Here is a 21,846-nt window from a genome sequence, read left to right on the forward strand (position 1 = left end):
CTCACCCTAACCCTCTCCCACAGGGAGAGGGAACCGATAGAGCCCTGAACTCGCTACACCTTACTCGCCATGATCTCAATAATCTGCCGGTCCGTTGCCTGCATCGAGCGGCACGCCAGTGCGCACAGGTTCGCGATCGACTGCTCCACATCGTGCGCGACAATCCCCTCGTTGCCCGTCACGCCCGACTCATCCAGCGCCATCATCACCGCTTTCCAGGCGCTGCTGACGCTGGTGGAAACCTTCATGGCGCAGCTGTTTGACGCCCCGTCGCAGATCATCCCGCTGACGTCACCGATCATACTGCCGATCGCCATTGCGATGGTCTGGTAATGGCCACCCATCAGCCACGCCATTCCTGCCGCAGCGCCCATTGCCGCGGTTGTCGCCGCGCACAGTGCGGACAGGCGAGGAAGCTGGTAATGGATATAGATCGCCGACAGATGCGACAGCATCAGCGCCCGCGCCAGCCGTTCGTCACCGGCCTGAAGGTGCTCAGCCACAACAACGACGGGCATGGTGGCGGTGATCCCCTGGTTACCGGAGCCCGAATTGCTCATCGCCGGCAGCGTTGCGCCCCCCATCCGGGCATCCGAGGCGGCGCTGGTGCGAATAACAATGTCTGAACCCAGATCCTGCGCCAGCCATCCGCGCGAGCGCTGCTTCTCAAGCGTTGCGCCAATATGCAGCCCCCACTTCCCGCTGAGCCCTTCGCGGGAGAGCGCATCGTTCAGTTGCCCTGCTTCCAGGATGAAGCGAATGGCCTCAAACGGCACCTGCTCGACAAATTCCAGGATCTGCGACAGCGTAGCGTGCGACAGTACTGCCAGCGGGTTGTCATCCACCTCGGTCACGGGCTTATCCAGCGTAAAGCGCGTTTCCCCCTGGCAAACCACTTCCACCACCCGGGTATGCCCGCCCGCGATGGTCACCATTGCCGAGAGTTCCCCGGCATAAACGCAGGCGCGGGAATAGAGGATCTCATCGCAGGGCTCCTGCAGTTTTACCTGCACTTGCCCTGCCTCAAGCAGGGCTTTGGCGCGGACCAGTGCATCGGCTGTGGCATCTTTCAACACCTCCAGTCCGGCGTGCGCATTACCGCCAATTGCGCCCAGCGCCGCAGCTATGGGCAACCCGACCATGCCGGTACCCGGCACCGTCACGCCCAGCCCGTTTTTCATCAGGTTCGGCGAGACCCACGCCTCAATCCGAGTGACCTCCCCCGGCAGGAGGTCTGCGGCAATCGCACAGGCCAGTGCCAGAGAGACGGGTTCGGTACACCCAAGGGCAGGCTTCACTTCTTCCTGCACCGCGCGAATAAATTGATTCCATAAAGGATGAGTTTGCTCAGACATCGTTACGACCTTAATTACCCTCAGGAGAATGCGAGGAAAGGAGAAACACAAAGCAGCAGTCCGGTGATGACAATAATCACCAGCGATACGCCTTTATATTTATGCAGCGCCGGTACCTTGTAGACCAGCCATGCCGGGATCAGACAGCCCACCATGCCGAAGATGGGGCTGCAAATGGAGGTGAAGCTCAACACCGGCGCGTTCAGGACTATCGCGCTCCAGGACAGCAGAATGGCGAACAGCATAATCCCGCGCTGGACGGCGTTTTCATTGATTCTTTCTGCCGGCATTTTGCGGCGCAGGATGTTCATGACGATACCCTGCGTGGCCTCGCGGAAGCCGAGGTAGACGCCGAAGAACGCGGTCATCACGGCGAAGATATTGAGGATCACGCTGACGATTTTGACCCAGCCCGCGCCGTCGCCACTGATAAACTGCGCCGCAATCGCCAGGGCAGAGATATTCTGCTCGTAGGCTTTGACCGCCTCATCGTGCCCCATCGCCAGGGTGAAAGAGACGGCATAGAAGAAGACCGTCACAAACAGGACACCAAAAGCAATGTTCATCGCCCGCAGCGCCTTATGACGCGCCACCTCCACCGATTTTTCACGCGAGCGGTAAGAGATCACCATCGGGCTCAGGGTCTGAATAAAGAGAATGGAGGTTAAGGTAAAGGGCAGCGTAATGATGGCGTTTTTAATCAGCAGCCCCATCGGCGGCAGCATGCCCACGTTGGCTAAATGCCAGAGGCCGATCATCGACAGGCCCAGCGCGGCAACTACGAATAATTTGGTCAGCACCATCAGGCTGGACACTTTAAACAGCAGCTTTTCACCGCGTGAAGAAATCGCGACCAGAATGCAAATCAGGAATAAACCGTAGAACGGATTTTCCGAGAGCAAACCGTCGGTCACGCCGAAGGTGTGCAAATACGAGGCGCTGTCGTTGGTAATGGCCGTGGAATAGACAAACATCCAGATCACCAGCATCACGAAATAGAGCGCACCTAATAAAATTCCCCAGTTCTTACCCAAATACCCGCTAATTACGCTCGGATAGTCTTTGCATTCCGGGGATTCTGCCAGCGTGTTAATAAACAACCGTTGGAATAAATACATGGCGGGATAACCAATAATGGACGAGAGCAAAAAGACCCACAGCCCCATTAATCCGACTTGTACCGGGAGAAAAACAATCCCCGCGCCAATAGCCATCCCAATACTCATGATGACCCAACCCGTGTCGGTGCTGTCGAATTTGATCGCCTCTCGCCACTCGCTTTCACTCATTCCCGCCCGCCTTGCCGCGGGGGAATCATTCACAATGACACTGCTGTTTGTTGCCGTATCCATGGGGCACTCGCTTATTTTGTAGGGTAAACAGTTGTTTTTATAAGGTTCCGATCGCCAGCGATGGCGATTCAGATGGCAGCAGGTGCTTGTTATTGATGTGAGAAAATATTAACCGGAGCGAGGGAGAAAAAAGTCACAACTTTTATGAGGATTTTCGAATGATAGAGGAAAATTTGCTTTGTTAATGAGTTGATAGACGGTATTTTTCTAAAAGTGACGACGATCAAGAAATAAAAACCCGCGCGGTGCGCGGGCAGGAAATCAGTTAGCCAGCGCGTTAGCCATATCCGTTCTAATCTGTTTGCGCTGTTCCGGCGTCAATACCTGACTGACGTCGAAGTAATATTTCACGCGGTAATAGCGGGTCTGCTCTTCAATTTTGCTGAATGCACTAAGCTGGCTTTTCACCGTGCTTTCGTCCCATTTGCCCGCCTGGAACATGTCGATCAGCGCACCGTCCTTCACGCCCGTCATCGGGATCTTGCTGACATTTTGTTCCAGCTGCTTATGCAGATCTTCAATCTTTTTCACCTGCTCATTGCTGAGCTTCAGGTGCTGTACCAGAGGATCCTGGGACGGTGACGGGGCAGCCTCAACGTTCGCGGCCTGCGCCGTAAAACTGCACACCACCAGTGAAGCAGCAGCCAACGCAATGCGGTTCATTTTCATCATCTTACAGTCCTTACATGCTGTTATAGGAAAAAGCAGGAGCATTGTTTTTCAAGAGCGGATGAATATGTGTGAGTAATTATATAAACAATTTTGTATGTTTAGCGGGCAAAAAAATACCCCCTGCAGTGAGGGGGCATGAGAGTAGGTTTTCGTCAAATCGCCTGCGTAAACGTCCTCGAAATCACGTCCTGCTGCTGCTCGCGTGTCAGCGCATTAAAGCGCACCGCATAGCCCGAAACGCGGATCGTCAGGTTCGGGTAATTCTCCGGATGCGCAATGGCATCGAGGAGCATCTCCCGGTTCATCACGTTAACGTTCAGGTGCTGCCCACCCTCAATAGACGCTTCGTGATGGAAGTACCCGTCCAGCAGCCCTACCAGGTTGGTTTTGCGCACCAGCTCGTCTTTGCCCAGCGCCTGCGGCACGATGGAGAAGGTGTAAGAGATCCCGTCTTTGGCATAGGTGAACGGCAGCTTGGCGACCGACGTTAACGAGGCCACCGCCCCTTTTCTGTCGCGGCCGTGCATGGGGTTCGCGCCTGGGGCAAACGGCGTGCCGCCGCGTCGTCCGTCCGGCGTGTTCCCGGTCTTCTGCCCGTAAACCACGTTGGAGGTGATGGTCAGGATCGACTGAGTCGGCACCGCGTTGCGGTAGGTTGGCAGCGCCTGAATTTTCTTCATAAAGCGTTCCACCAGGTCGCAGGCGATGCTGTCCACGCGGTCATCGTTGTTGCCGTACTGCGGATAATCCCCTTCTATCACGAAATCGACCGCCAGACCGGTATGGTCGCGCACCGGCTTCACCGTGGCGTATTTAATGGCGGACAGGGAATCTGCCGCTACCGACAACCCGGCAATGCCGCAGGCCATAGTGCGGTAGACATCCCGATCGTGCAGCGCCATCAGCGAGGCTTCGTAGCTGTACTTATCATGCATGTAGTGAATGAGATTCAGCGCGCTGATGTACTGCACCGCCAGCCAGTCCATAAAGTGATCGAGGCTCGCCATTACGGTGTCGTAATCCAGCACGTCGTCCAGCAGCGGCTCGGTTTTCGGCCCCACCTGGATCTTCAGCTTCTCGTCCACCCCGCCGTTGATCGCGTACAGCAGCGTTTTCGCCAGGTTGGCGCGCGCGCCGAAGAACTGCATCTGCTTGCCGATCACCATCGGGCTGACGCAGCAGGCAATGGCGTAGTCGTCGCTGTTGAAGTCCGCACGCATCAGATCGTCGTTCTCATACTGCAGCGACGAGGTAACGATCGACACCTGCGCGGCGTATTTCTTGAACGCGATCGGCAGCTGTTCAGACCAGAGGATCGTCAGGTTCGGCTCCGGCGCGGGCCCCATGGTGTGCAGGGTGTGCAGATAGCGGAAGCTGTTTTTGGTCACCAGCGTGCGGCCGTCCAGCCCCATGCCGCCGATCACTTCCGTGGCCCAGATCGGATCGCCGGAGAAGAGCGTGTCGAATTCCGGCGTGCGCAGGAAGCGCACCATGCGGATCTTCATGATGAAGTGGTCGATCAGCTCCTGCGCCTGCACCTCGTTCAGCCGCCCCGCCTGCATGTCGCGTTCGATGTAGATATCGAGGAACGAGGCCGTGCGCCCCAGCGACATCGCTCCGCCGTTCTGGGATTTCACCGCCGCCAGGTAGGCGAAATAGAGCCACTGCACTGCTTCCTGGGCGTTCATCGCCGGGCGTGAGATATCAAAGCCATAGTTGGCCGCCATCTGCTGGATCTGCAGCAGCGCGCGCTTGTGCTCCGCCAGCTCCTCCCGCAGGCGGATCGTCGCCTCCAGATCTTCGCCGCGTTCCAGCCTGCCCTGCAGATCGGCGAACTGAAGCTCACGCTCGCGCACCAGATAGCGGATGCCGTAGAGCGCCACGCGGCGGTAATCGCCGATGATGCGCCCGCGCCCGTAGCCGTCCGGCAAACCGGTCAGCACGCCGGATTTGCGGCAGCGCATCATCTCCGGCGAATAGACGTCAAACACGCCCTGGTTGTGGGTTTTGCGCAGGTCGGTAAACAGGTATTCAAACTGCGGATCCATCTCCCGGCCATAGGCTTCGAACGAGCTGCGGATCATGTTGATCCCGCCGTACGGATGCAGGGCGCGCTTGAGCGGCTTGTCGGTTTGCAGGCCGACGATCGTCTCCAGATCCTGGTCGATGTAGCCCGGCCCGTGGGCCGTAATGGTGGTGGCAATGTTGGTGTCAAAATCCACCGGGGCGTGGGTGGCATTCTCCTGACGAATGCCGACCATCACCTTCTGCCACAGCGCCGTCGTTGCTGGCGTCGCCTGCGCGAGGAAAGCTTCATCGCCTTCATAAGGGGTGTAGTTATGCTGAATAAAATCGCGGACGTTGACGGCGTTTTTCCATTCTTCACCGCGAAACCCGGCCCATGCGTCGCTGTAGGGCGCGACGCCCGTTTCGATTGTTACTTTCATCAGATTCTCGCTTTATCAGGCGTAAGCCGCAGCCGGGGTAACCTTCCCAAGACGGAGGGCGTCCAGCGCGATCATTTTTTCTTCGTTGGCAGGGATCACCGCGCAGATCACGCGGGAGGTATCAGTGGAGATGACGCGCTCACCCGCGCTACCCGGCAGGGCATTTTTGGCGTCGTCGAGGCGGATGCCGAACACTTTCAGATGTTCCGCCACCAGCGCGCGGACAAGCGTTGAGTTTTCGCCGATGCCGCCGGTAAAGACCACCCCATCGAGGCGGTGCAGCGACGCCGCATGCCCGGCGATATGTCGCGCTATACGGTGAACGAAGGTCTGGATAGCCAGCTGCGCCCGCTCATTGCCAGCGTGCCAGGCTTTCTCCAGCGCCCGTAAATCGGAGGAGATACCGGAGATCCCCAGCAACCCGGACTCTTTGTTGACCACGCGCTCCAGATCCTCAAACGACTGGCCGGTCTGCTGGGCAATCCACGCCATCGCGCCGAAGTCCACGTCGCCGCAGCGCGTACCCATCATCAGTCCTTCCAGCGGCGTCATGCCCATGGACGTATCCACGCTCTCGCCGTTACGCACCGCGCAGATGGACGCCCCGTTGCCGAGGTGGGCAACCACCAGGCCGCTGTCATCGGGGGACAGCCCGAGGAGCGCGTGCGCCTGCGCGGCCACGTAGCGGTGAGAGGTGCCGTGGAAACCGTAGCGGCGCACGCCCAGCGCTTCAAAATAGCGGTACGGCAAACCGTACAGGTACGCCTGCGGCGGCAGCGTCTGGTGGAAGCTGGTATCAAATACCGCGACCTGCTGCACGCCCGGAAACAGGCGCTCTGCGGCTTCCACGCCGCTCAGGTTGGCGTAGTTATGCAGCGGCGCCAGCGGGGAGACCTGGCGGATCTGCTCAATCACCTCTTCCGTAATCAGGGTCGACTCGCTGAAGAGGTCACCACCGTGCGCAATGCGGTGGCCAATTAAGGCCACGCTGCTCATCAGGTCACGCTTCTCCAGCTCCAGGGCGATGGCAGCCAGCGCCCCTTCGTAGTCCTGGTGAGCCAGTCTGGCTGGCTCACCCCCGTTCACGGAAATAAAGGCTTTATCCGTGTTGATGCCGTCTGCAATGCCCGTCATCAGGGCGTCGCAGCTGCTGGCATCGAGCACCGAAAACTTAACAGAGGACGAACCGCAGTTAATTACCAGTACAACCGGAAACTCAATCATCATGTGACTCCGCTCTTCCTGAGCAATGGGTTAGAACAGTTTGTAAACGATATTCAGAATGGTCAGCAGGCCCACAACCGTGACGAAGATGTTCTCGGGTTTGCCCTTATATTTCGCCATGGCCGGTGCTTTGCGGATGGCGTACATCGGCAGCAGGCACAGCAGAGAGGCGATGATTGGCGCGCCCATGGCTTCGATAAGGTCGAGAATGTTCGGGTTGGCGTACGCGACAACCCAGGTGGAGCCCATGATGAACACCATGCTGATGGTGTTCAGTTTGCCGACAGAGACCTTCTTCTTATCGCCTTTGTAGCCGAACTTGAGGATCAGGCCATTCAGCCCTTCCAGCGTGCCCAGGTAATGACCGAAGAAAGATTTGAAGATAGCGACCAGGGCAATAATGGAAGCGCCATATTCCAGTACCGTCGCGAACGTCGATTTAGTGCCGGACATGGAGGCAAAGTGGTTCGCCAGGTAAGAGAGCACCGGAATGTTCTGCGCTTTGGCGTCCGCCATGTTCTGCGGAGAGAGCGTAAACAGGCAGCTAAAGGCGAAGAACATCACCACGGCGACCATCAGCATGCTGGCGCGACCGATGATTTTGGAACATTTCTGCTCGGTGAATTCTTTACCGAACTCCGGCTCGTACTCTTCGCGCTTGGAGACCACAAACGAGGAGACGATAGGCGAGAAGTTGAAGGAGAAGACCATGATGGAGATCCCCAGCCACACCGTGACCAGAATGCCGTCATGGCCGGTGAAGGCGATATCGCTCAGGTTGACCTGGTCGATCACCGCGGAGTTCCAGTAAGGGATCAGCGACAGGGAAATCAGTACCAGACTGGCAATAAACGGGAACACCAGGAAGCTCATCACCTTCACCATCAGGTCTTTACCAAACCAGATAACAAAAGCCATCAGCAGCAGCAGGAACAGCGCCACCACGCCGCGGTTTAGCGCAGGCAGCTGGAGCTGGTTTTCCCAGAAGGTCATGAAGGTGTTAGTAATAGTGACGCCGTAAATCCACAGCAGCGGGCAAATGGCAAAGAAGTAGAGGAATGTGATCACCACCCCACCGGTTTTACCGAAATGCTCTTCCACCGTTTCGGTGATGTTGCCGGAGACGTTGCTGCCGGACAGGCAGAGGCGCGCCAGCGCGCGGTGGCAGTAAAACGCAATCGGGAACGCGAGAACCAGCATCAGCAGGATAGGGATTAAGCCTCCAAAGCCTGCGCGAATGGGGAAGAACAGCACGCCTGCGCCAATGGCGGTACCAAACAGGCCAAGCGTCCAGGTGGTATCAGACTTACGCCAGGAGGACGTTTTTGTCTGGCCAACGATAATGCTTTCTGTGTTGCTCATAGGTCACCTTTATGCGTCAACGAAGCCGGTAATTTGGGAAACACGGGAGAGATCGATATTGCCGCCGGAAATAATGCAAACGGTTTTGCGGCCCTGAATATAGTGGTCAAGCTTGCCGCTTAATAACGCGGCACAGGCCAGCGCGCCGGCGCCTTCCGTCACCACTTTATTTCGCTGAATAAGGGCAATCATGCTGTTGCGAATATCGTCTTCGCTCACCAGCACAATGTCATCGACCAGTTCACGAACGATTTCGAAGGTTAATTTACCCGGACGAGAGACGTCGCAGCCGTCGGCTAACGTGCCGGTAACGCGATGGTTGGTTATTTCTCCTGCCTGCCAGGAGGCCGCCATTCCGTGCACGTTTTCAGACTGTACGCCGATAATATTAATGGTCGGGTTGATGGATTTAATCGCCGTTGCAATCCCGGCAATTAATCCGCCGCCGCCGATAGGGATAATGACGTTATCCACGTCGTATAAATCTTCGAGAATTTCGAGGCCGATGGTGCCCTGCCCGGCGATCACTTTGGCGTCATCGTAAGGCGGAATAAAAATGCGCCCTTCCATCTCGACGATTTCGCTCACTTTAGCGATGGTGTCGTTGAAGTTCTCACCGTGGAGCACCACTTCCGCCGAGTAGTCGCGGGTCGCGGCCACTTTAGATTTTGGTGCGCCCATCGGCATCACCACTTTACCGTCGATGCCGAGCATGGCGCAGGAGAGCGACACTCCCTGCGCGTGGTTTCCCGCAGAGCAGGCGACCACGCCTTTGCGCTTTTCAGCATCGGTCAGCGAGCTTAATTTATTAAACGCGCCGCGAATTTTGAACGAACCGGTACGCTGCATGTTCTCAAACTTAAGGAATATTTCGCCCTTACACCGTTCGCTGAGATAATTCGAGCGCGGCATACCGGTTTTATATATCTTGCCTGCCAGTCGTTTTCTGGCGTCCTGAATATCTTCAATGGTTACCGGGAGATCGTAGGTAATATGCATAATATCCTCGTTATAATAATTCATTCTTTTCAGGCAAAGTCAGGGTATCAGAGCGTTAATACGTTAAGCTCTGGGTATTTTTTAAAATAAAAACTTATTATTCATCGTCGTCTTTCGATATTCATCGACGAATATTGTTTAGCCAGCTCAACTAATACTGACGCCGATTTTTTAATCCTGTAATTTTTAGACCACACGGCGGCATAACGCGCCACGGGTAATTCGTCTTCCACGGGCAGCACAATAAATTGATCCGAACCGAATGGGGCAATCATGTCGCGGGGAATCACCGTCAGATAATCGGCATTCAGGACAAGGTTATAAATGGTGACGACGGAATCGGTCTGGACGATGTTTTCGATGCTGATGTGGTTGTCTTGCAGAGTGGTCAGAAGTTCTTTGTAGTAGCCCATATCGGTTTGCGGCATCACCCACTGCTCGTGCGTAAGCGATGCCAGTGTCGTCGGGCCGGTGCACGTTCGCGTTTTGCTGGCGACCAGCACAAACTCAGACTCAAACAGCGGTTCGACGTGCAGATCCTGCAGCAGCATTTCATCGCTCAGCGTGCCGATAGCGAAATCCAGACGACCATCGCGAATGGCCGGGAGGAAAGAGGAGAGCTGAGCTTCATACATTGAGACGCGCGCTTTCGGGAACACTTCCTTGAATTTTTTGATCATCTCAGACAGGAAGGTAAAACCAATCAGCGACGGATAGCCAAAGGAGACATCCATAACGGTGCTAAAACTGAGACTGTTGATTTCGCTCACCATGTTTTTCATTTCACGGGTGATCGACTCGGAGTACGAGAGCAGAACCTGGCCTGCAGCCGTCAGTTTTACGCCCGTATTTTTACGTACCATCACTTCCACACCGAAGTAAGATTCGATATCGCTGATGATTTTGCTGACGGCGGGTTGCGTCAGGCCCAGTTGTCTTGCAGCAGAACCTATGGAGCCACTTTTAATGACTTCCTGAAATACCACGAGGTGCTGTGTTTTCGGTAGAATAATAGTGTTCATAATATTCTGCGCTTATTTCCCTATGACGGGGTGAATTCTACTCAATAATGTTTCAGGGGGTATGTGCTGTTACTCACAATTTGCTTTGAGCAACCCTTAACTCACGCTTCAAAAACCCATTAAAAACCTTATAAATCAATGTATTGATGGTAATTAAATACGCTACAACGCTGATATTGATCAACAAAAATAGCGCTAATAAATTTATTTTATGGCGATAACCCGGATTTATTTCACCGTTCTTAAAAAAACAATAAAGACGATATTTCAGGCAATTAAAGGCTAATAAATAACCGTCATTTGTTTGAAACATACTTTCATTTAAGCCATTTTTTACGACGTAAATTTTCAAATTTCAGGAAAAGAGTGGAATACGTCACATATTCACGGAGGAAATGTATTTGATTTCAATAAGCGCACATCAAACGAGAAAAGATTTACGAACATTAAGCTAACAATCATAACAAATTATCAATACTACAGATCGCCGGTTTTTTAGATTTAAATTTTGTGATGGCGATCGTCTGCAGATGCCGAGGCGGAACCGGCGAGTGAAAAACAGTGAAATGTGCTTAATGTCGCAAATATGAGAATTGATGTCGTTTGTGTGGTGCCGGGTGGCGCTGCGCTTACCCGGCCTACAACAACCAGAAAGCAAAAACCCCGCCGAAGCGGGGTTCCCTAAGAAGTTGAAGCTGACCGATAAGCCGGGTTCTGTCGTGGACAGTCATTCATCTAGGCCAGCAATCGCTCACTGGCTCAAGCAGCCTACCCGGGTTCAGTACGGGCCGTACCATGTGAACCCCTATTTGGCCTTGCTCCGGGTGGAGTTTACCGTGCCACGGACTGTTACCAGCCGCGCGGTGCGCTCTTACCGCACCCTTTCACCCTTACCTGATCCCGCTTGCGCGGGCCATCGGCGGTTTGCTCTCTGTTGCACTGGTCGTGGGTTTCCCCCCCAGGCGTTACCTGGCACCCTGCCCTATGGAGCCCGGACTTTCCTCCCCTCCGCCCGTCTCCCCCGAAAGGGACGACGACGAAGCGGCGACTGTCTGGTCAGCTTCGGCGCGCAGTATAGAGGGTTTGCGCGCCGCTGTCACCCTCGGCTGTGGGTAAGCCGTGATTAACGCGCCACTTCCACCTTCGCCAGTTTTTCGTAGTAGCATGCAATTGCACTGTGATCGGCCGTGCCCAGGCCATCGGCACGCAGCGCCTGCATCATCTCCATGACCGCCGCGGTCAGAGGCAGCTGTGCGCCCACGCCGTGGGAAGTATCCAGCGCGTTCGCCAGATCTTTAATATGCAGGTCGATGCGGAAACCGGGTTTGAAATTGCGATCCATGACCATGGGCGCTTTGGCATCCAGCACCGTACTGCCTGCCAGACCGCCGCGAATAGCCTGGTAGACCAGGTCCGGATTGACGCCCGCTTTGGTTGCCAGCGTCAGCGCTTCAGACATGGCGGCAATGTTGAGTGCCACGATCACCTGGTTTGCCAGCTTGGTCACGTTACCCGCCCCGATCTCCCCGGTGTGTACCACGGAGCCCGCCATCGCTTTCATCAGGTCGTAAAATTTATCGAAAATAGCTTTATCGCCGCCGACCATGACCGACAGCGTGCCGTCGATGGCTTTCGGCTCGCCGCCGCTGACCGGTGCATCCAGCATATCGACGCCCTTCGCTTTCAACGCCTCGCTGATTTCACGGCTCGCGAGCGGTGCGATAGAGCTCATATCGATCAGCACCAGGCCCGGTTTCGCGCCGTCGATAATGCCGTTTTCACCCAGCGCGACTTCTTTGACGTGCGGGGAGTTTGGCAGCATGGTGATGATGACATCGCACTGCTCGGCAATGGCTTTCGCGGTGGTGGCTGCTTCTGCGCCAGACGCTATCACCTCAGCCACGGCCTGTGGATTATGATCGGAGACCACCAGCGAGTAACCTGCTTTAATGAGGTTCTTACTCATTGGTTTACCCATGATCCCCAGGCCAATAAAACCCACTTTCAGCGTCATAATCTGTTTCCTCAATGATGGTTATTTTTTAAAAGCGTCCGCTAATTTCTGCGTAGCCGAGCGGAAAACGCCGAGGTCGCTGCCGACGGCAACAAACGTGGCTCCCCACTCCAGGTAGCGGCGGGCGTCAGCCTCAACCGGCGCCAGAATGCCGCACGGCTTGCCGTGTGCTTTGGCGCGGGCAAAGATGTGCTGGATCGCGCGCTGCACGTCAGGGTGGCTGGCGTTACCCAGATGGCCTAAGGCGGCAGCCAGATCGCTTGGACCGACGAAGATCCCGTCCACGCCGGTTGTGGCGGCAATCGCGTCGACGTTATCGACGCCCTGCTGGCTCTCGATCTGAACCAGAATGGTGATGTTGCTGTTGGACTGCGCGAAATAGTCCGGGACGGTGCCAAACATATTGGCGCGGTGCGAAACGGAAACGCCGCGGATCCCTTCGGGAGGATAGCGCGTTGACGCCACGGCCAGCGCCGCTTGCTCTTCCGTCTCCACAAACGGGATCAGGAAGTTGTAGAAGCCGATATCCAGCAGACGCTTAATAATCACCGGTTCGTTGGTGGGGACACGCACCACCGGGGCACTGTTGCTGCCTTTCAGCGCCATCAGCTGCGGAATAAACGTGCTGATATCGTTTGGTGCATGTTCGCCGTCCAGCACCAGCCAGTCGAAACCGGCCAGGCCCAGCACTTCGGTGCTGATAGGGTTTGCCAGCGCGGACCAGCAGCCAATCTGAATCTGGTGCGCTGCGAGAGCCGCTTTAAATTTATTCGGGAAGATAGCGTTATTCATCGTATTTACCTTTTTAATTCCGCAGCCTTTTTCAGCATCATTTTATTTATTCAGACACCGCGCCAGCATGATATTTATTATTCGGACATATTCTGGCGTAATAAAATCGTCATTCAGTATAAGATGCAATCCACGACCGCACATTGTTTTAATGCTCAGGTATTACGCTATTTTTTGATAAAAATTTTTGCATATGCACAAAGCACTGGGCGCTAATGCACAGAATCAAGGATTACGGGCTCGCGAGCGATCGGGATCACATTTTGATATTGAATCTGCTGACATGCTTTATTTCTGAAAGCCGCGTATTTATTTCTACCATCAGAAAAATGGCTGAACCTATTATCAGAATTTTGCTGGAGAATACTGACCAATGGCCGACATTGAAATTCGACAGGCACCGCCGACGGAGTTTTATATAAAAGTGCACGACGCCGATAACGTGGCGATTATCGTCAACGACAATGGCTTAAAAGCAGGAACCCGCTTCCCGGACGGGCTGGAACTGACTGAGCATGTTCCGCAGGGACACAAAGTCGCCCTGGTGGATATCCCTGCTGAAAGCGAAATTGTGCGTTACGGTGAAGTCATCGGCTATGCCGTTCGTTCGATACCGCAGGGAAGCTGGGTGGAGGAGTCGCTGGTGGCGCTGCCAGAAGCGCCGCCGCTGAACACGCTTCCGCTGGCAACCCGCGTGCCGGAACCGCTTCCCCCGCTGGAAGGCTATACCTTTGAAGGGTATCGCAATGCGGACGGCAGCATCGGCACTAAAAATCTGCTCGGCATTACCACCAGCGTGCACTGCGTGGCGGGCGTCGTGGATTACGTGGTGAAAATCATCGAACGCGATCTGCTGCCAAAATACCCGAACGTCGACGGCGTGGTGGGACTGAACCATCTCTACGGCTGCGGCGTGGCGATTAACGCGCCCGCTGCGGTGGTGCCTATCCGCACCATCCACAATATCGCCCTGAACCCCAACTTTGGCGGCGAAGTGATGGTCATTGGCCTCGGCTGTGAAAAATTGCAGCCAGAACGCCTGCTGCAGGGGACCGAGGATGTCAAAGCCATCCCGGCAGACGAGGCCAGCATCGTGCGCCTGCAGGACGAACGCCACGTCGGTTTCCGCTCAATGGTCGACGATATTTTGCAGGTAGCAGAACGCCATCTGGACAAGCTCAACCGCCGCCGGCGCGAAACGTGCCCGGCGTCGGAGCTGGTGGTCGGAACCCAGTGCGGCGGCAGCGATGCCTTCTCCGGCGTGACGGCCAACCCGGCGGTGGGCTATGCGTCCGATCTGCTTGTTCGCTGCGGCGCCACGGTGATGTTCTCCGAGGTGACTGAAGTGCGTGACGCCATCCATCTGCTGACGCCGCGCGCCGTTAATAAAGAGGTCGGCAAGCGACTGCTTGAGGAGATGGCCTGGTACGATAACTATCTCGATATGGGCAAAACCGACCGCAGCGCCAACCCGTCTCCGGGCAACAAGAAAGGCGGCCTGGCAAACGTGGTGGAAAAAGCCCTCGGCTCTATTGCCAAATCCGGGCAGAGCGCCATTGCAGAAGTGCTCTCTCCGGGCCAGCGCCCGACGAAACGCGGCCTTATCTACGCGGCAACGCCGGCCAGCGATTTTGTGTGCGGCACGCAGCAGGTAGCATCCGGCATTACGGTACAGGTCTTTACCACCGGGCGCGGCACGCCGTACGGCCTGATGGCGGTGCCGGTGATCAAGATGGCGACTCGCACCGAGCTGGCAAACCGCTGGTATGACTTAATGGACATCAACGCGGGCACCATCGCTACCGGGGAGGAGAGTATTGAGGACGTGGGCTGGAAGCTGTTCCACTTCATTCTGGATGTCGCCAGCGGGCGAAAGAAAACCTTCTCGGACCAATGGGGATTGCATAATCAGCTGGCGGTGTTTAACCCGGCACCGGTGACGTGATTTTCCGTCCCACATCTATCCCGCATTTAGGTAACCCGTCGGACACGCCGCAAACCTTCCAGGTTGAGGCGATACCTGCTAGCTAAAAGACACATAACGATCCGTAGGCCGGATAAGGCGTAGCCGCCACCCGGCAAAAACCGGCAGGGGATGCCTTACTCCCCCTGCTGCTCCAGCGCATACTTATAGAGCGCATTTTTCTTCACGCCGTGGATCTCCGCCGCCAGTGCCGCCGCTTTCTTCAGCGGCAGTTCTGCCTGCAGCAGCGCCAGCGTGCGCAGCGCGTCGGCAGGAAGGGCGTCTTCTTCCGCCTTGTGCCCTTCGACAATCAGCACCATTTCACCCTTGCGGCGGTTTTCGTCTTCCTTCACCCACGCCAGCAGCTCGCCCACCGGTGCGCCGTGGATGGTTTCCCAGGTTTTGGTCAGCTCGCGCGCCAGCACCACGTAGCGGCCTTCCCCCCAGACGGTCACCATATCTTCCAGGCTCTCCAGCAGGCGGTGCGTGGATTCGTAGAAAATCAGGGTGCGCGGTTCCGCTTCCAGCTCTTTTAAGACGTCGCGGCGGCCTTTTGATTTAGCAGGCAGAAAGCCTTCATAGCAGAAACGGTCAGACGGCAGACCTGCGGCGCTTAACGCCGCAATCGCGGCGCACGGTCCCGGCAGGGGCACAACGCGAATACCGGCTTCGCGACAGGTACGCACCAGGTGATAGCCCGGATCGTTGATCAGCGGCGTACCGGCATCGGAGACCAGGGCTATGTTCTGCCCCTCTTTCAGCTTCGCCACCAGCGTTTCGGCTTTTTGTTGCTCATTGTGATCGTGCAGCGCAAACAAACGGGCGTTAATCGCGAAATGTTGCAGCAGCAGGCCGGTGTGGCGGGTGTCTTCAGCAGCAATTAAATCAACAGCTTGCAGTACGGTGAGCGCACGTTGGGTAATATCAGACAAATTCCCGATAGGAGTAGGTACAATATAAAGCTGGCCTTGAGAATTATCTGCCGTTTCGTGTTGTTTCATTGTTTCGTCCGTATTGCCGATTTAATATTGAGCATTGCGTAAAAAAAATCACTGGATACAGTATGGTACCGTTAACGTTTCTTCGAAAAAAAGCCACGCGCAGCGTGCCGCTTCTGCTGGCAGCCCTGATCTTTGCAGGCTGTGGCACCCAGGCACCTGACCAGAGCACCGCCCATCTCCAGGGTTCTGCTCAGGCTGATTCTGGCTTTTATCTGCAACAAATGTCGCAGAGTTCAAATGATACCAAGACCAACTGGCAATTACTCGCCATTCGTGCACTGCTGAAAGAGGGTAAAACCCAGCGGGCAGCCGAACTGTTTAACCAGTTGCCAAAAGATCTTAACGACGCACAGCGTCGCGAGCAGAGCCTGCTCTCTGCCGAGCTGAAAGTCGCGCTGAAAGATTACGCCGCCGCGAAGAAGATCCTCGGTGATATCGACGTAAGCGCGCTGGATAAAAATCAGCAGGCGCGCTTCTGGCAGGCGGGTATTACCGCTGAGCAGGGACGCCCTTCGCTGACCTTGCTCCGCGCGCTCGTCGCGCAAGAGCCGCTGCTTGGCGGTGCTGATAAGCAGAAGAATATTGATGCCACCTGGCAAGCGCTGGCGTCGATGACGCAGGAACAGGCGCAGGCGCTGGTCATCAACGCCGATGAAAACGTCCTGCAGGGCTGGCTGGATCTGCAGCAGATGTGGTTTAACAACCGCAGCGATCCTAAGATGCTGAAAGCCGGTATTACGGACTGGCAGACGCGCTACCCGCAAAACCCGGGCGCGAAAATGCTGCCAACCCAGCTGGTGAACGTGCAGAACTTTAAGCCAGCGTCCACCAGCAAAATCGCCCTGCTTCTGCCGCTCAACGGCCAGGCGGCGGTGTTTGGACGTACCATTCAGCAGGGTTTTGAAGCGGCGAAAAACGGCACGACGTCGGTAGCCGGCAGCGCCGTTCCCGCACAGGCAGCCCAGGCGGCTAATGTGAATAATGATGTTGTCAGCCCATCCGCCGCAGAGACCAGCGACCTGACCACGGCGCAAACGCCAGCGCAGGGCACGATGCAAAACCCTGTGACGGCCCCGACGACGCCTCCAGCTGAAGCTGCACCGGCTACAGCAGCACCTGCGGCCCAGGCTCCGGCCGAGACGCAAACGGCACCAGCTCCTGCCACAACAGCAGAACAGCCTCAACAGCAGCCTGCACAACCCGCGGCTCAACCTGCCGCGCAGCCGCAGGCCGTGGCAACCACCAGCGCCAACCCGGGCGCTGAATTGAAAATCTACGACACCAGCTCGCAGCCGCTTGACCAGGTGCTGGCGCAGGTACAGCAGGACGGGGCGAGCATCGTTGTCGGTCCGCTGCTGAAGAACAACGTGGAAGAGCTGATGAAGAGCAATACCACGCTGAACGTGCTGGCGCTCAACCAGCCAGAGCAGGTTCAGAACCGGGCCAATATCTGCTACTTCGCACTCTCTCCAGAAGATGAAGCCCGCGATGCGGCGCGTCATATTCACGAGCAGGGTAAGCAGGCTCCGCTGCTGCTCATCCCACGCAGCACGCTGGGCGATCGCGTGGCCAATGCCTTTGCCGATGAGTGGCAGAAGCTGGGCGGCGGCGTGGTGCTGCAGCAGAAATTCGGTTCCGTCTCTGAACTGCGCGCAGGCGTAAACGGCGGGGCGGGTATCGCCCTTAACGGTAGCCCGGTCACCGCGAGCCTGCCACAGCAGCAGGGCGTGACGATTGGCGGCCTGACGATCCCTGCGCCGCCAACCGACGCGCAGATTAGCGGTGGCGGTAAAGTGGATGCGGCCTATATCGTTGCCACGCCGCAGGAGATCGCCTTTATCAAACCGATGATTGCGATGCGTAACGGCAGCCAGAGCGGCGCAACGCTCTACGCCAGCTCCCGCAGCGCACAGGGCACCGCAGGCCCGGATTTCCGTCTGGAAATGGACGGTCTGCAGTACAGCGAAATCCCGATGCTGGCCGGCAGCAATCCATCCCTGATGCAGCAGGCGCTGAGCGCGGTGCGTAACGATTACTCTCTGGCGCGTCTGTATGCGATGGGGGTTGATGCGTGGGCGCTGGCGAACCACTTTACCCAGATGCGTCAGGTGCCGGGCTTCGAGCTTAACGGCAACACCGGCGATCTGACCGCGACCCAGGATTGTGTGATTAACAGGAAGTTATCATGGCTCAAATACCAGCAGGGGCAGATCGTCCCGGCCAGTTAAGCCGCAAACAAACCGGCGATGCGTGGGAGTTAAAGGCGCGTCGCTGGCTTGAAGGCAAAGGACTGCGTTTTATCGCCGCCAACGTCCGTGGACGTGGTGGCGAAATCGACCTGATCATGAAAGATGGTCAGGTCACCGTGTTTGTAGAAGTGCGCTTTCGACAGTCCTCCCGTTTTGGCGGTGCTGCCGCCAGCGTGACGCTCGCCAAACAACATAAATTATTACAGACTGCCCACTTGTGGCTTGCCCGCCATAATGGGAGTTTTGATACTGTGGATTGCCGGTTCGATGTGATAGCCTTCACCGGAAATGAGATCGAATGGCTTAAAAACGCTTTTGGCGAAGACGCATAATTGAGATTTAAAAGGGATAACGTGCTCGAAAGAATTAAAGTGTGCTTCACAGAAAGCATCCAGACTCAGATTGCCGCGGCGGAAGCCCTTCCGGATGCTATCTCGCGTGCCGCAATGACGCTGGTGCAATCCCTGCTAAACGGCAACAAAATCCTCTGTTGTGGCAACGGCACGTCAGCCGCCAACGCACAGCATTTTGCTGCCAGCATGATCAATCGTTTTGAAACAGAACGACCCAGTTTACCTGCCATTGCACTTAATACCGATAATGTGGTCTTAACGGCGATTGCTAACGATCGTCTGCATGACGAAATTTACGCAAAGCAGGTGCGAGCCCTGGGTCATGCCGGAGATGTGCTGCTGGCTATCTCCACGCGCGGCAATAGCCGGGATATTGTCAAAGCTGTTGAAGCCGCCGTCACCCGCGACATGACTATCGTGGCCTTAACCGGCTATGACGGGGGTGAGCTGGCGGGTCTGCTTGGGCCGCAGGATGTGGAAATCCGCATTCCGTCTCACCGGAGCGCGCGTATTCAGGAAATGCATATGCTCACGGTGAACTGCTTATGTGACTTGATCGATAACACGCTTTTCCCTCACCAGGATGATTAAGGAGTTCTTATGAAGGCTTTATCGACCCTCGCAGTCCTTATGTCTGCATTACTGCTTCAGGGATGTATCGCTGCGGCCGTTGTGGGTACCGCCGCAGTAGGCACCAAAGCGGCAACCGATCCGCGCACTGTGGGAACACAGGTGGATGACGGTACGCTGGAGCTGCGCGTCAACAGTGCGCTGTCGAAAGACGAACAGATCAAGAAAGAGGCGCGTATCAACGTGACGGCTTATCAGGGCAAAGTGCTGCTGGCAGGCCAGGCGCCGAATATGGAGCTCGCCTCGCGTGCGAAACAGATTGCGATGGGCGTTGAAGGGACCACAGAGGTGTTTAACGAAGTGCGTCAGGGCAAGCCAATTGGTTTGGGTGATGCCTCTTCCGATACCTGGATCACCACCAAAGTACGTTCCCAGCTGCTGGGCTCGGACCAGGTGAAATCTTCCAACGTGAAGGTGACAACGGAAAACGGTGAAGTGTTCCTGCTGGGTCTGGTGACCGAACGTGAAGGGAAAGCAGCGGCCGATATCGCCAGCCGGGTGAGCGGCGTGAAGCACGTCACCACCGCGTTTACTTACATTAAATAAAAAAATCCCCTCAAGTGAGGGGATTTTTTTGTAGGCCCGGTAAGCGTAGCGCCACCGGGCGTTTTTCACAGAAGCGCAATGCTTCCCACCATCACCCCGCTCAACGCCACCAGCCCCGCGGTGAGCCACAGCGCTTTCGCCGGGAATGACTTACGCAGCATAATCAGCGACGGCAGGCTGATGGCCGGTAACGTGATGAGCAATGCCAGTGCCGGTGCGGTGCCCATGCCGGCCAGCATCATGGTCTGAACAATAGGAATTTCTGCGGCGGTAGGGATCACAAACAGGCAGCCTGCAACGGCCATCGCAATGACCCACAACAGCGTGTTGTCGATAGCGCCATCCGCATGCGGGAAGAGCCAGACGCGCGCCGCCCCGAGAACCAGCACCGCCAGGATATAGACCGGGATGGTGCTCCAGAAAAGCTGCCATAGCGCCCTGCCCCAGCGCGCAAAGAACCCGCCCTGCGGCTCGCTGACGTCCAGCTCAACAGACGCGGACTCTGGCGCCTTATCCTTCACCAGATTCTGCACTAGCGTCGCCACCACCAGCACGGTCAGCAGTCCGGCCACCAGACGAATGAACGCGAAATGCCAGCCGAGCACAAAACCCATAAACACCAGCGTTGCCGGGTTGAGCAGCGGGTTGCCCATCCAGAACGCCAGCGCGCCGCCCATCGACACGCGCTGGCGGCGCATCCCTGCCGCCACGGGCGCAGCGCAGCAGGAGCACATCATGCCCGGCAGGGAGAAGATCGTTCCCAGCAGCGTCCCCTGAAAGCGCGGCTGTCCGAGGGTTTTCATCAGCCAGTTGCGCGGGATCAGCACCTGAATCAGTGAGCCCAGGATCACGCCTAAGACGGCGGCCTTCCAGACGGCAAGGAAGTAGACCATGGCATAGTCCCACGCCGCCTGAAGCGGGCTGGCATCCGCCTGAGCGAGAATAGATTTACCGATGCTGTGCGTTTCGGCGGCGGTGAAGGCTTTGCCGTAGTACGGCTGCCATTTCACGTACCAAAGGCCAACGATGACCACGAGAAAGAAGAGTGCGGGCTTCCACCATTGAACAGGTGTTGCCGCCTGAGATGAAGACTGACCAGTCATAGCATTCCCCGGAGAGTATGAGTAATTAGCCGGGGGAGTTTACGCCTCGCCCTGCGCGATTTCACGCAGTTTTGCCGAAGGGATAATGTTTACGCCCGCTTTCGACGGAGCCAGTCCCTCTTTTAACATCGCACGCGCGACGTCCCGCGCCTCGATAGATTTCCAGTTGCCGGGCAGGATCCGAAACAGCGGGGCAAATATCGACTCGTTAAAGCGGCGCTCGTCCCGGTGGCCGATCAGCATTGAGGGGCGCACTATCGTCAGCTGCTCCCATTTCTGCGCAATCAGCGCATCCTCCATCTTGCCCTTCACCTTGTTGTAGAAGAAAGGCGATCCGGCACTGGCGCCCAGCGCGCTGACCACCAGAAAATGTCTGGCTCCCAGCTTTTTCGCCGTAAGCGCGGTGTCCACCACCAGCGTATAGTCGGCGTGGATAAATGCCTCTTTGCTCCCCGCCTCCCGCCGCGTGGTGCCCAGACAGCAAAAGGCGATATCAATCGGGTCCTGGACCTGCGCCAGCGCATCCGTCAGCTGGGGATCGTGCGGATTAAAGACCCCGGAGATGTCCACCAGCGGTCGACGCGTCGGGGCGGCGATGTAGTTCACGCGGCGATCCTGAATCAGCAGCCGCAGCAGATGATCGCCTACTAATCCGGTAGCACCGGTAATCAATACCTGACTCATCGTATCCCCTTTACAGAATTGTCCGTTTGCGAACTCAGCGTCGTCGACCACACTTAGAAGTCTGTTACAGGTAAGTAT

General features: G+C 56.4%; 18 protein-coding genes and 1 other RNA gene. 5 read left to right on the top strand and 14 right to left on the bottom strand.

Annotation, left to right across the window (positions count from 1 at the left end):
* Window positions 1-53: 53 nt before the first annotated feature.
* From HMPREF3143_RS21155 to garL, 11 genes are all read right to left on the bottom strand, one after another.
* Complete coding sequence (locus tag HMPREF3143_RS21155; protein ID WP_070534257.1) at window positions 54-1,355, bottom strand: L-cysteine desulfidase family protein; 1,302 nt, start codon at window positions 1,353-1,355, stop codon at window positions 54-56.
* Window positions 1,356-1,375: 20 nt separating this feature from the next.
* Window positions 1,376-2,707, bottom strand: a complete 1,332-nt coding sequence (locus HMPREF3143_RS21160) for an SLC5/6 family protein (RefSeq protein ID WP_070534258.1) — start codon at window positions 2,705-2,707, stop codon at window positions 1,376-1,378.
* A 261-nt stretch (window positions 2,708-2,968) separates the two neighbouring features.
* Window positions 2,969-3,379 (bottom strand): Spy/CpxP family protein refolding chaperone, encoded by a 411-nt coding sequence (locus tag HMPREF3143_RS21165; protein ID WP_070534259.1) that lies wholly within the window; start codon window positions 3,377-3,379, stop codon window positions 2,969-2,971.
* Window positions 3,380-3,531: 152 nt separating this feature from the next.
* Entirely contained in the window at window positions 3,532-5,826 is a 2,295-nt protein-coding gene (gene pflB, locus HMPREF3143_RS21170; RefSeq protein ID WP_023294643.1) for a formate C-acetyltransferase, read from the bottom strand.
* 15 nt (window positions 5,827-5,841) lie between these two features.
* Window positions 5,842-7,050: a propionate kinase gene (gene tdcD / locus HMPREF3143_RS21175; protein WP_070534270.1), complete on the bottom strand. Its 1,209-nt coding sequence runs from the start codon at window positions 7,048-7,050 to the stop codon at window positions 5,842-5,844.
* Between the two features lie 30 nt (window positions 7,051-7,080).
* Window positions 7,081-8,412 carry a threonine/serine transporter TdcC gene (gene tdcC / locus HMPREF3143_RS21180; protein WP_008501506.1) on the bottom strand — a complete coding sequence of 444 codons (1,332 nt, stop codon included), beginning with the start codon at window positions 8,410-8,412 and terminating at the stop codon, window positions 7,081-7,083.
* A gap of 9 nt (window positions 8,413-8,421) precedes the next feature.
* Window positions 8,422-9,411, bottom strand: a complete 990-nt coding sequence (tdcB, locus tag HMPREF3143_RS21185; RefSeq protein WP_070534271.1) for a bifunctional threonine ammonia-lyase/L-serine ammonia-lyase TdcB — start codon at window positions 9,409-9,411, stop codon at window positions 8,422-8,424.
* A gap of 101 nt (window positions 9,412-9,512) precedes the next feature.
* Entirely contained in the window at window positions 9,513-10,433 is a 921-nt protein-coding gene (tdcA, locus tag HMPREF3143_RS21190; RefSeq protein WP_008501504.1) for a transcriptional regulator TdcA, read from the bottom strand.
* A gap of 687 nt (window positions 10,434-11,120) precedes the next feature.
* Window positions 11,121-11,497, bottom strand: an RNA gene (gene rnpB, locus HMPREF3143_RS21195) — RNase P RNA component class A.
* A gap of 59 nt (window positions 11,498-11,556) precedes the next feature.
* Window positions 11,557-12,447, bottom strand: coding sequence for a 2-hydroxy-3-oxopropionate reductase (gene garR / locus HMPREF3143_RS21200; protein WP_070534260.1), 891 nt, complete (start codon window positions 12,445-12,447; stop codon window positions 11,557-11,559).
* A gap of 21 nt (window positions 12,448-12,468) precedes the next feature.
* Window positions 12,469-13,239: a 2-dehydro-3-deoxyglucarate aldolase gene (gene garL, locus HMPREF3143_RS21205; protein ID WP_023326156.1), complete on the bottom strand. Its 771-nt coding sequence runs from the start codon at window positions 13,237-13,239 to the stop codon at window positions 12,469-12,471.
* Window positions 13,240-13,612: 373 nt separating this feature from the next.
* Here garL and garD point away from each other — a divergent pair, with 373 nt between their 5' ends.
* Window positions 13,613-15,184 (top strand): galactarate dehydratase, encoded by a 1,572-nt coding sequence (gene garD, locus HMPREF3143_RS21210; protein ID WP_070534261.1) that lies wholly within the window; start codon window positions 13,613-13,615, stop codon window positions 15,182-15,184.
* Between the two features lie 155 nt (window positions 15,185-15,339).
* On the opposite strand, the gene rsmI is transcribed toward garD, so the two are convergent.
* The gene (rsmI, locus tag HMPREF3143_RS21215) at window positions 15,340-16,203 is read right to left on the bottom strand and encodes a 16S rRNA (cytidine(1402)-2'-O)-methyltransferase (protein ID WP_021242243.1); all 864 of its coding nucleotides are present in this window, start codon (window positions 16,201-16,203) and stop codon (window positions 15,340-15,342) included.
* Between the two features lie 62 nt (window positions 16,204-16,265).
* On the opposite strand from rsmI, the gene HMPREF3143_RS21220 reads away from it, so the two are divergent.
* Genes HMPREF3143_RS21220 through dolP form a run of 4 tightly spaced genes read left to right on the top strand, consistent with a single transcriptional unit; the run spans window position 16,266 to window position 19,981 of the window.
* Window positions 16,266-18,431, top strand: coding sequence for a penicillin-binding protein activator (locus tag HMPREF3143_RS21220; RefSeq protein ID WP_008501491.1), 2,166 nt, complete (start codon window positions 16,266-16,268; stop codon window positions 18,429-18,431).
* Window positions 18,389-18,784, top strand: coding sequence for a YraN family protein (locus HMPREF3143_RS21225; RefSeq protein WP_023616281.1), 396 nt, complete (start codon window positions 18,389-18,391; stop codon window positions 18,782-18,784). Before HMPREF3143_RS21220 ends, HMPREF3143_RS21225 begins: the two co-directional genes overlap by 43 nt.
* 21 nt (window positions 18,785-18,805) lie before the next feature.
* The gene (gene diaA / locus HMPREF3143_RS21230) at window positions 18,806-19,396 is read left to right on the top strand and encodes a DnaA initiator-associating protein DiaA (protein WP_003861754.1); all 591 of its coding nucleotides are present in this window, start codon (window positions 18,806-18,808) and stop codon (window positions 19,394-19,396) included.
* Between the two features lie 9 nt (window positions 19,397-19,405).
* Window positions 19,406-19,981, top strand: a complete 576-nt coding sequence (gene dolP / locus HMPREF3143_RS21235) for a division/outer membrane stress-associated lipid-binding lipoprotein (RefSeq protein ID WP_008501489.1) — start codon at window positions 19,406-19,408, stop codon at window positions 19,979-19,981.
* A 65-nt stretch (window positions 19,982-20,046) separates the two neighbouring features.
* On the opposite strand, the gene HMPREF3143_RS21240 is transcribed toward dolP, so the two are convergent.
* Complete coding sequence (locus tag HMPREF3143_RS21240) at window positions 20,047-21,084, bottom strand: permease (protein WP_021242245.1); 1,038 nt, start codon at window positions 21,082-21,084, stop codon at window positions 20,047-20,049.
* A 39-nt stretch (window positions 21,085-21,123) separates the two neighbouring features.
* Window positions 21,124-21,768 carry an NAD(P)H-binding protein gene (locus HMPREF3143_RS21245; RefSeq protein WP_023326160.1) on the bottom strand — a complete coding sequence of 215 codons (645 nt, stop codon included), beginning with the start codon at window positions 21,766-21,768 and terminating at the stop codon, window positions 21,124-21,126.
* Window positions 21,769-21,846: the final 78 nt, after the last annotated feature.

Source organism: Enterobacter sp. HMSC16D10 (assembly GCF_001807145.1).
Lineage (GTDB): Bacteria > Pseudomonadota > Gammaproteobacteria > Enterobacterales > Enterobacteriaceae > Enterobacter > Enterobacter roggenkampii.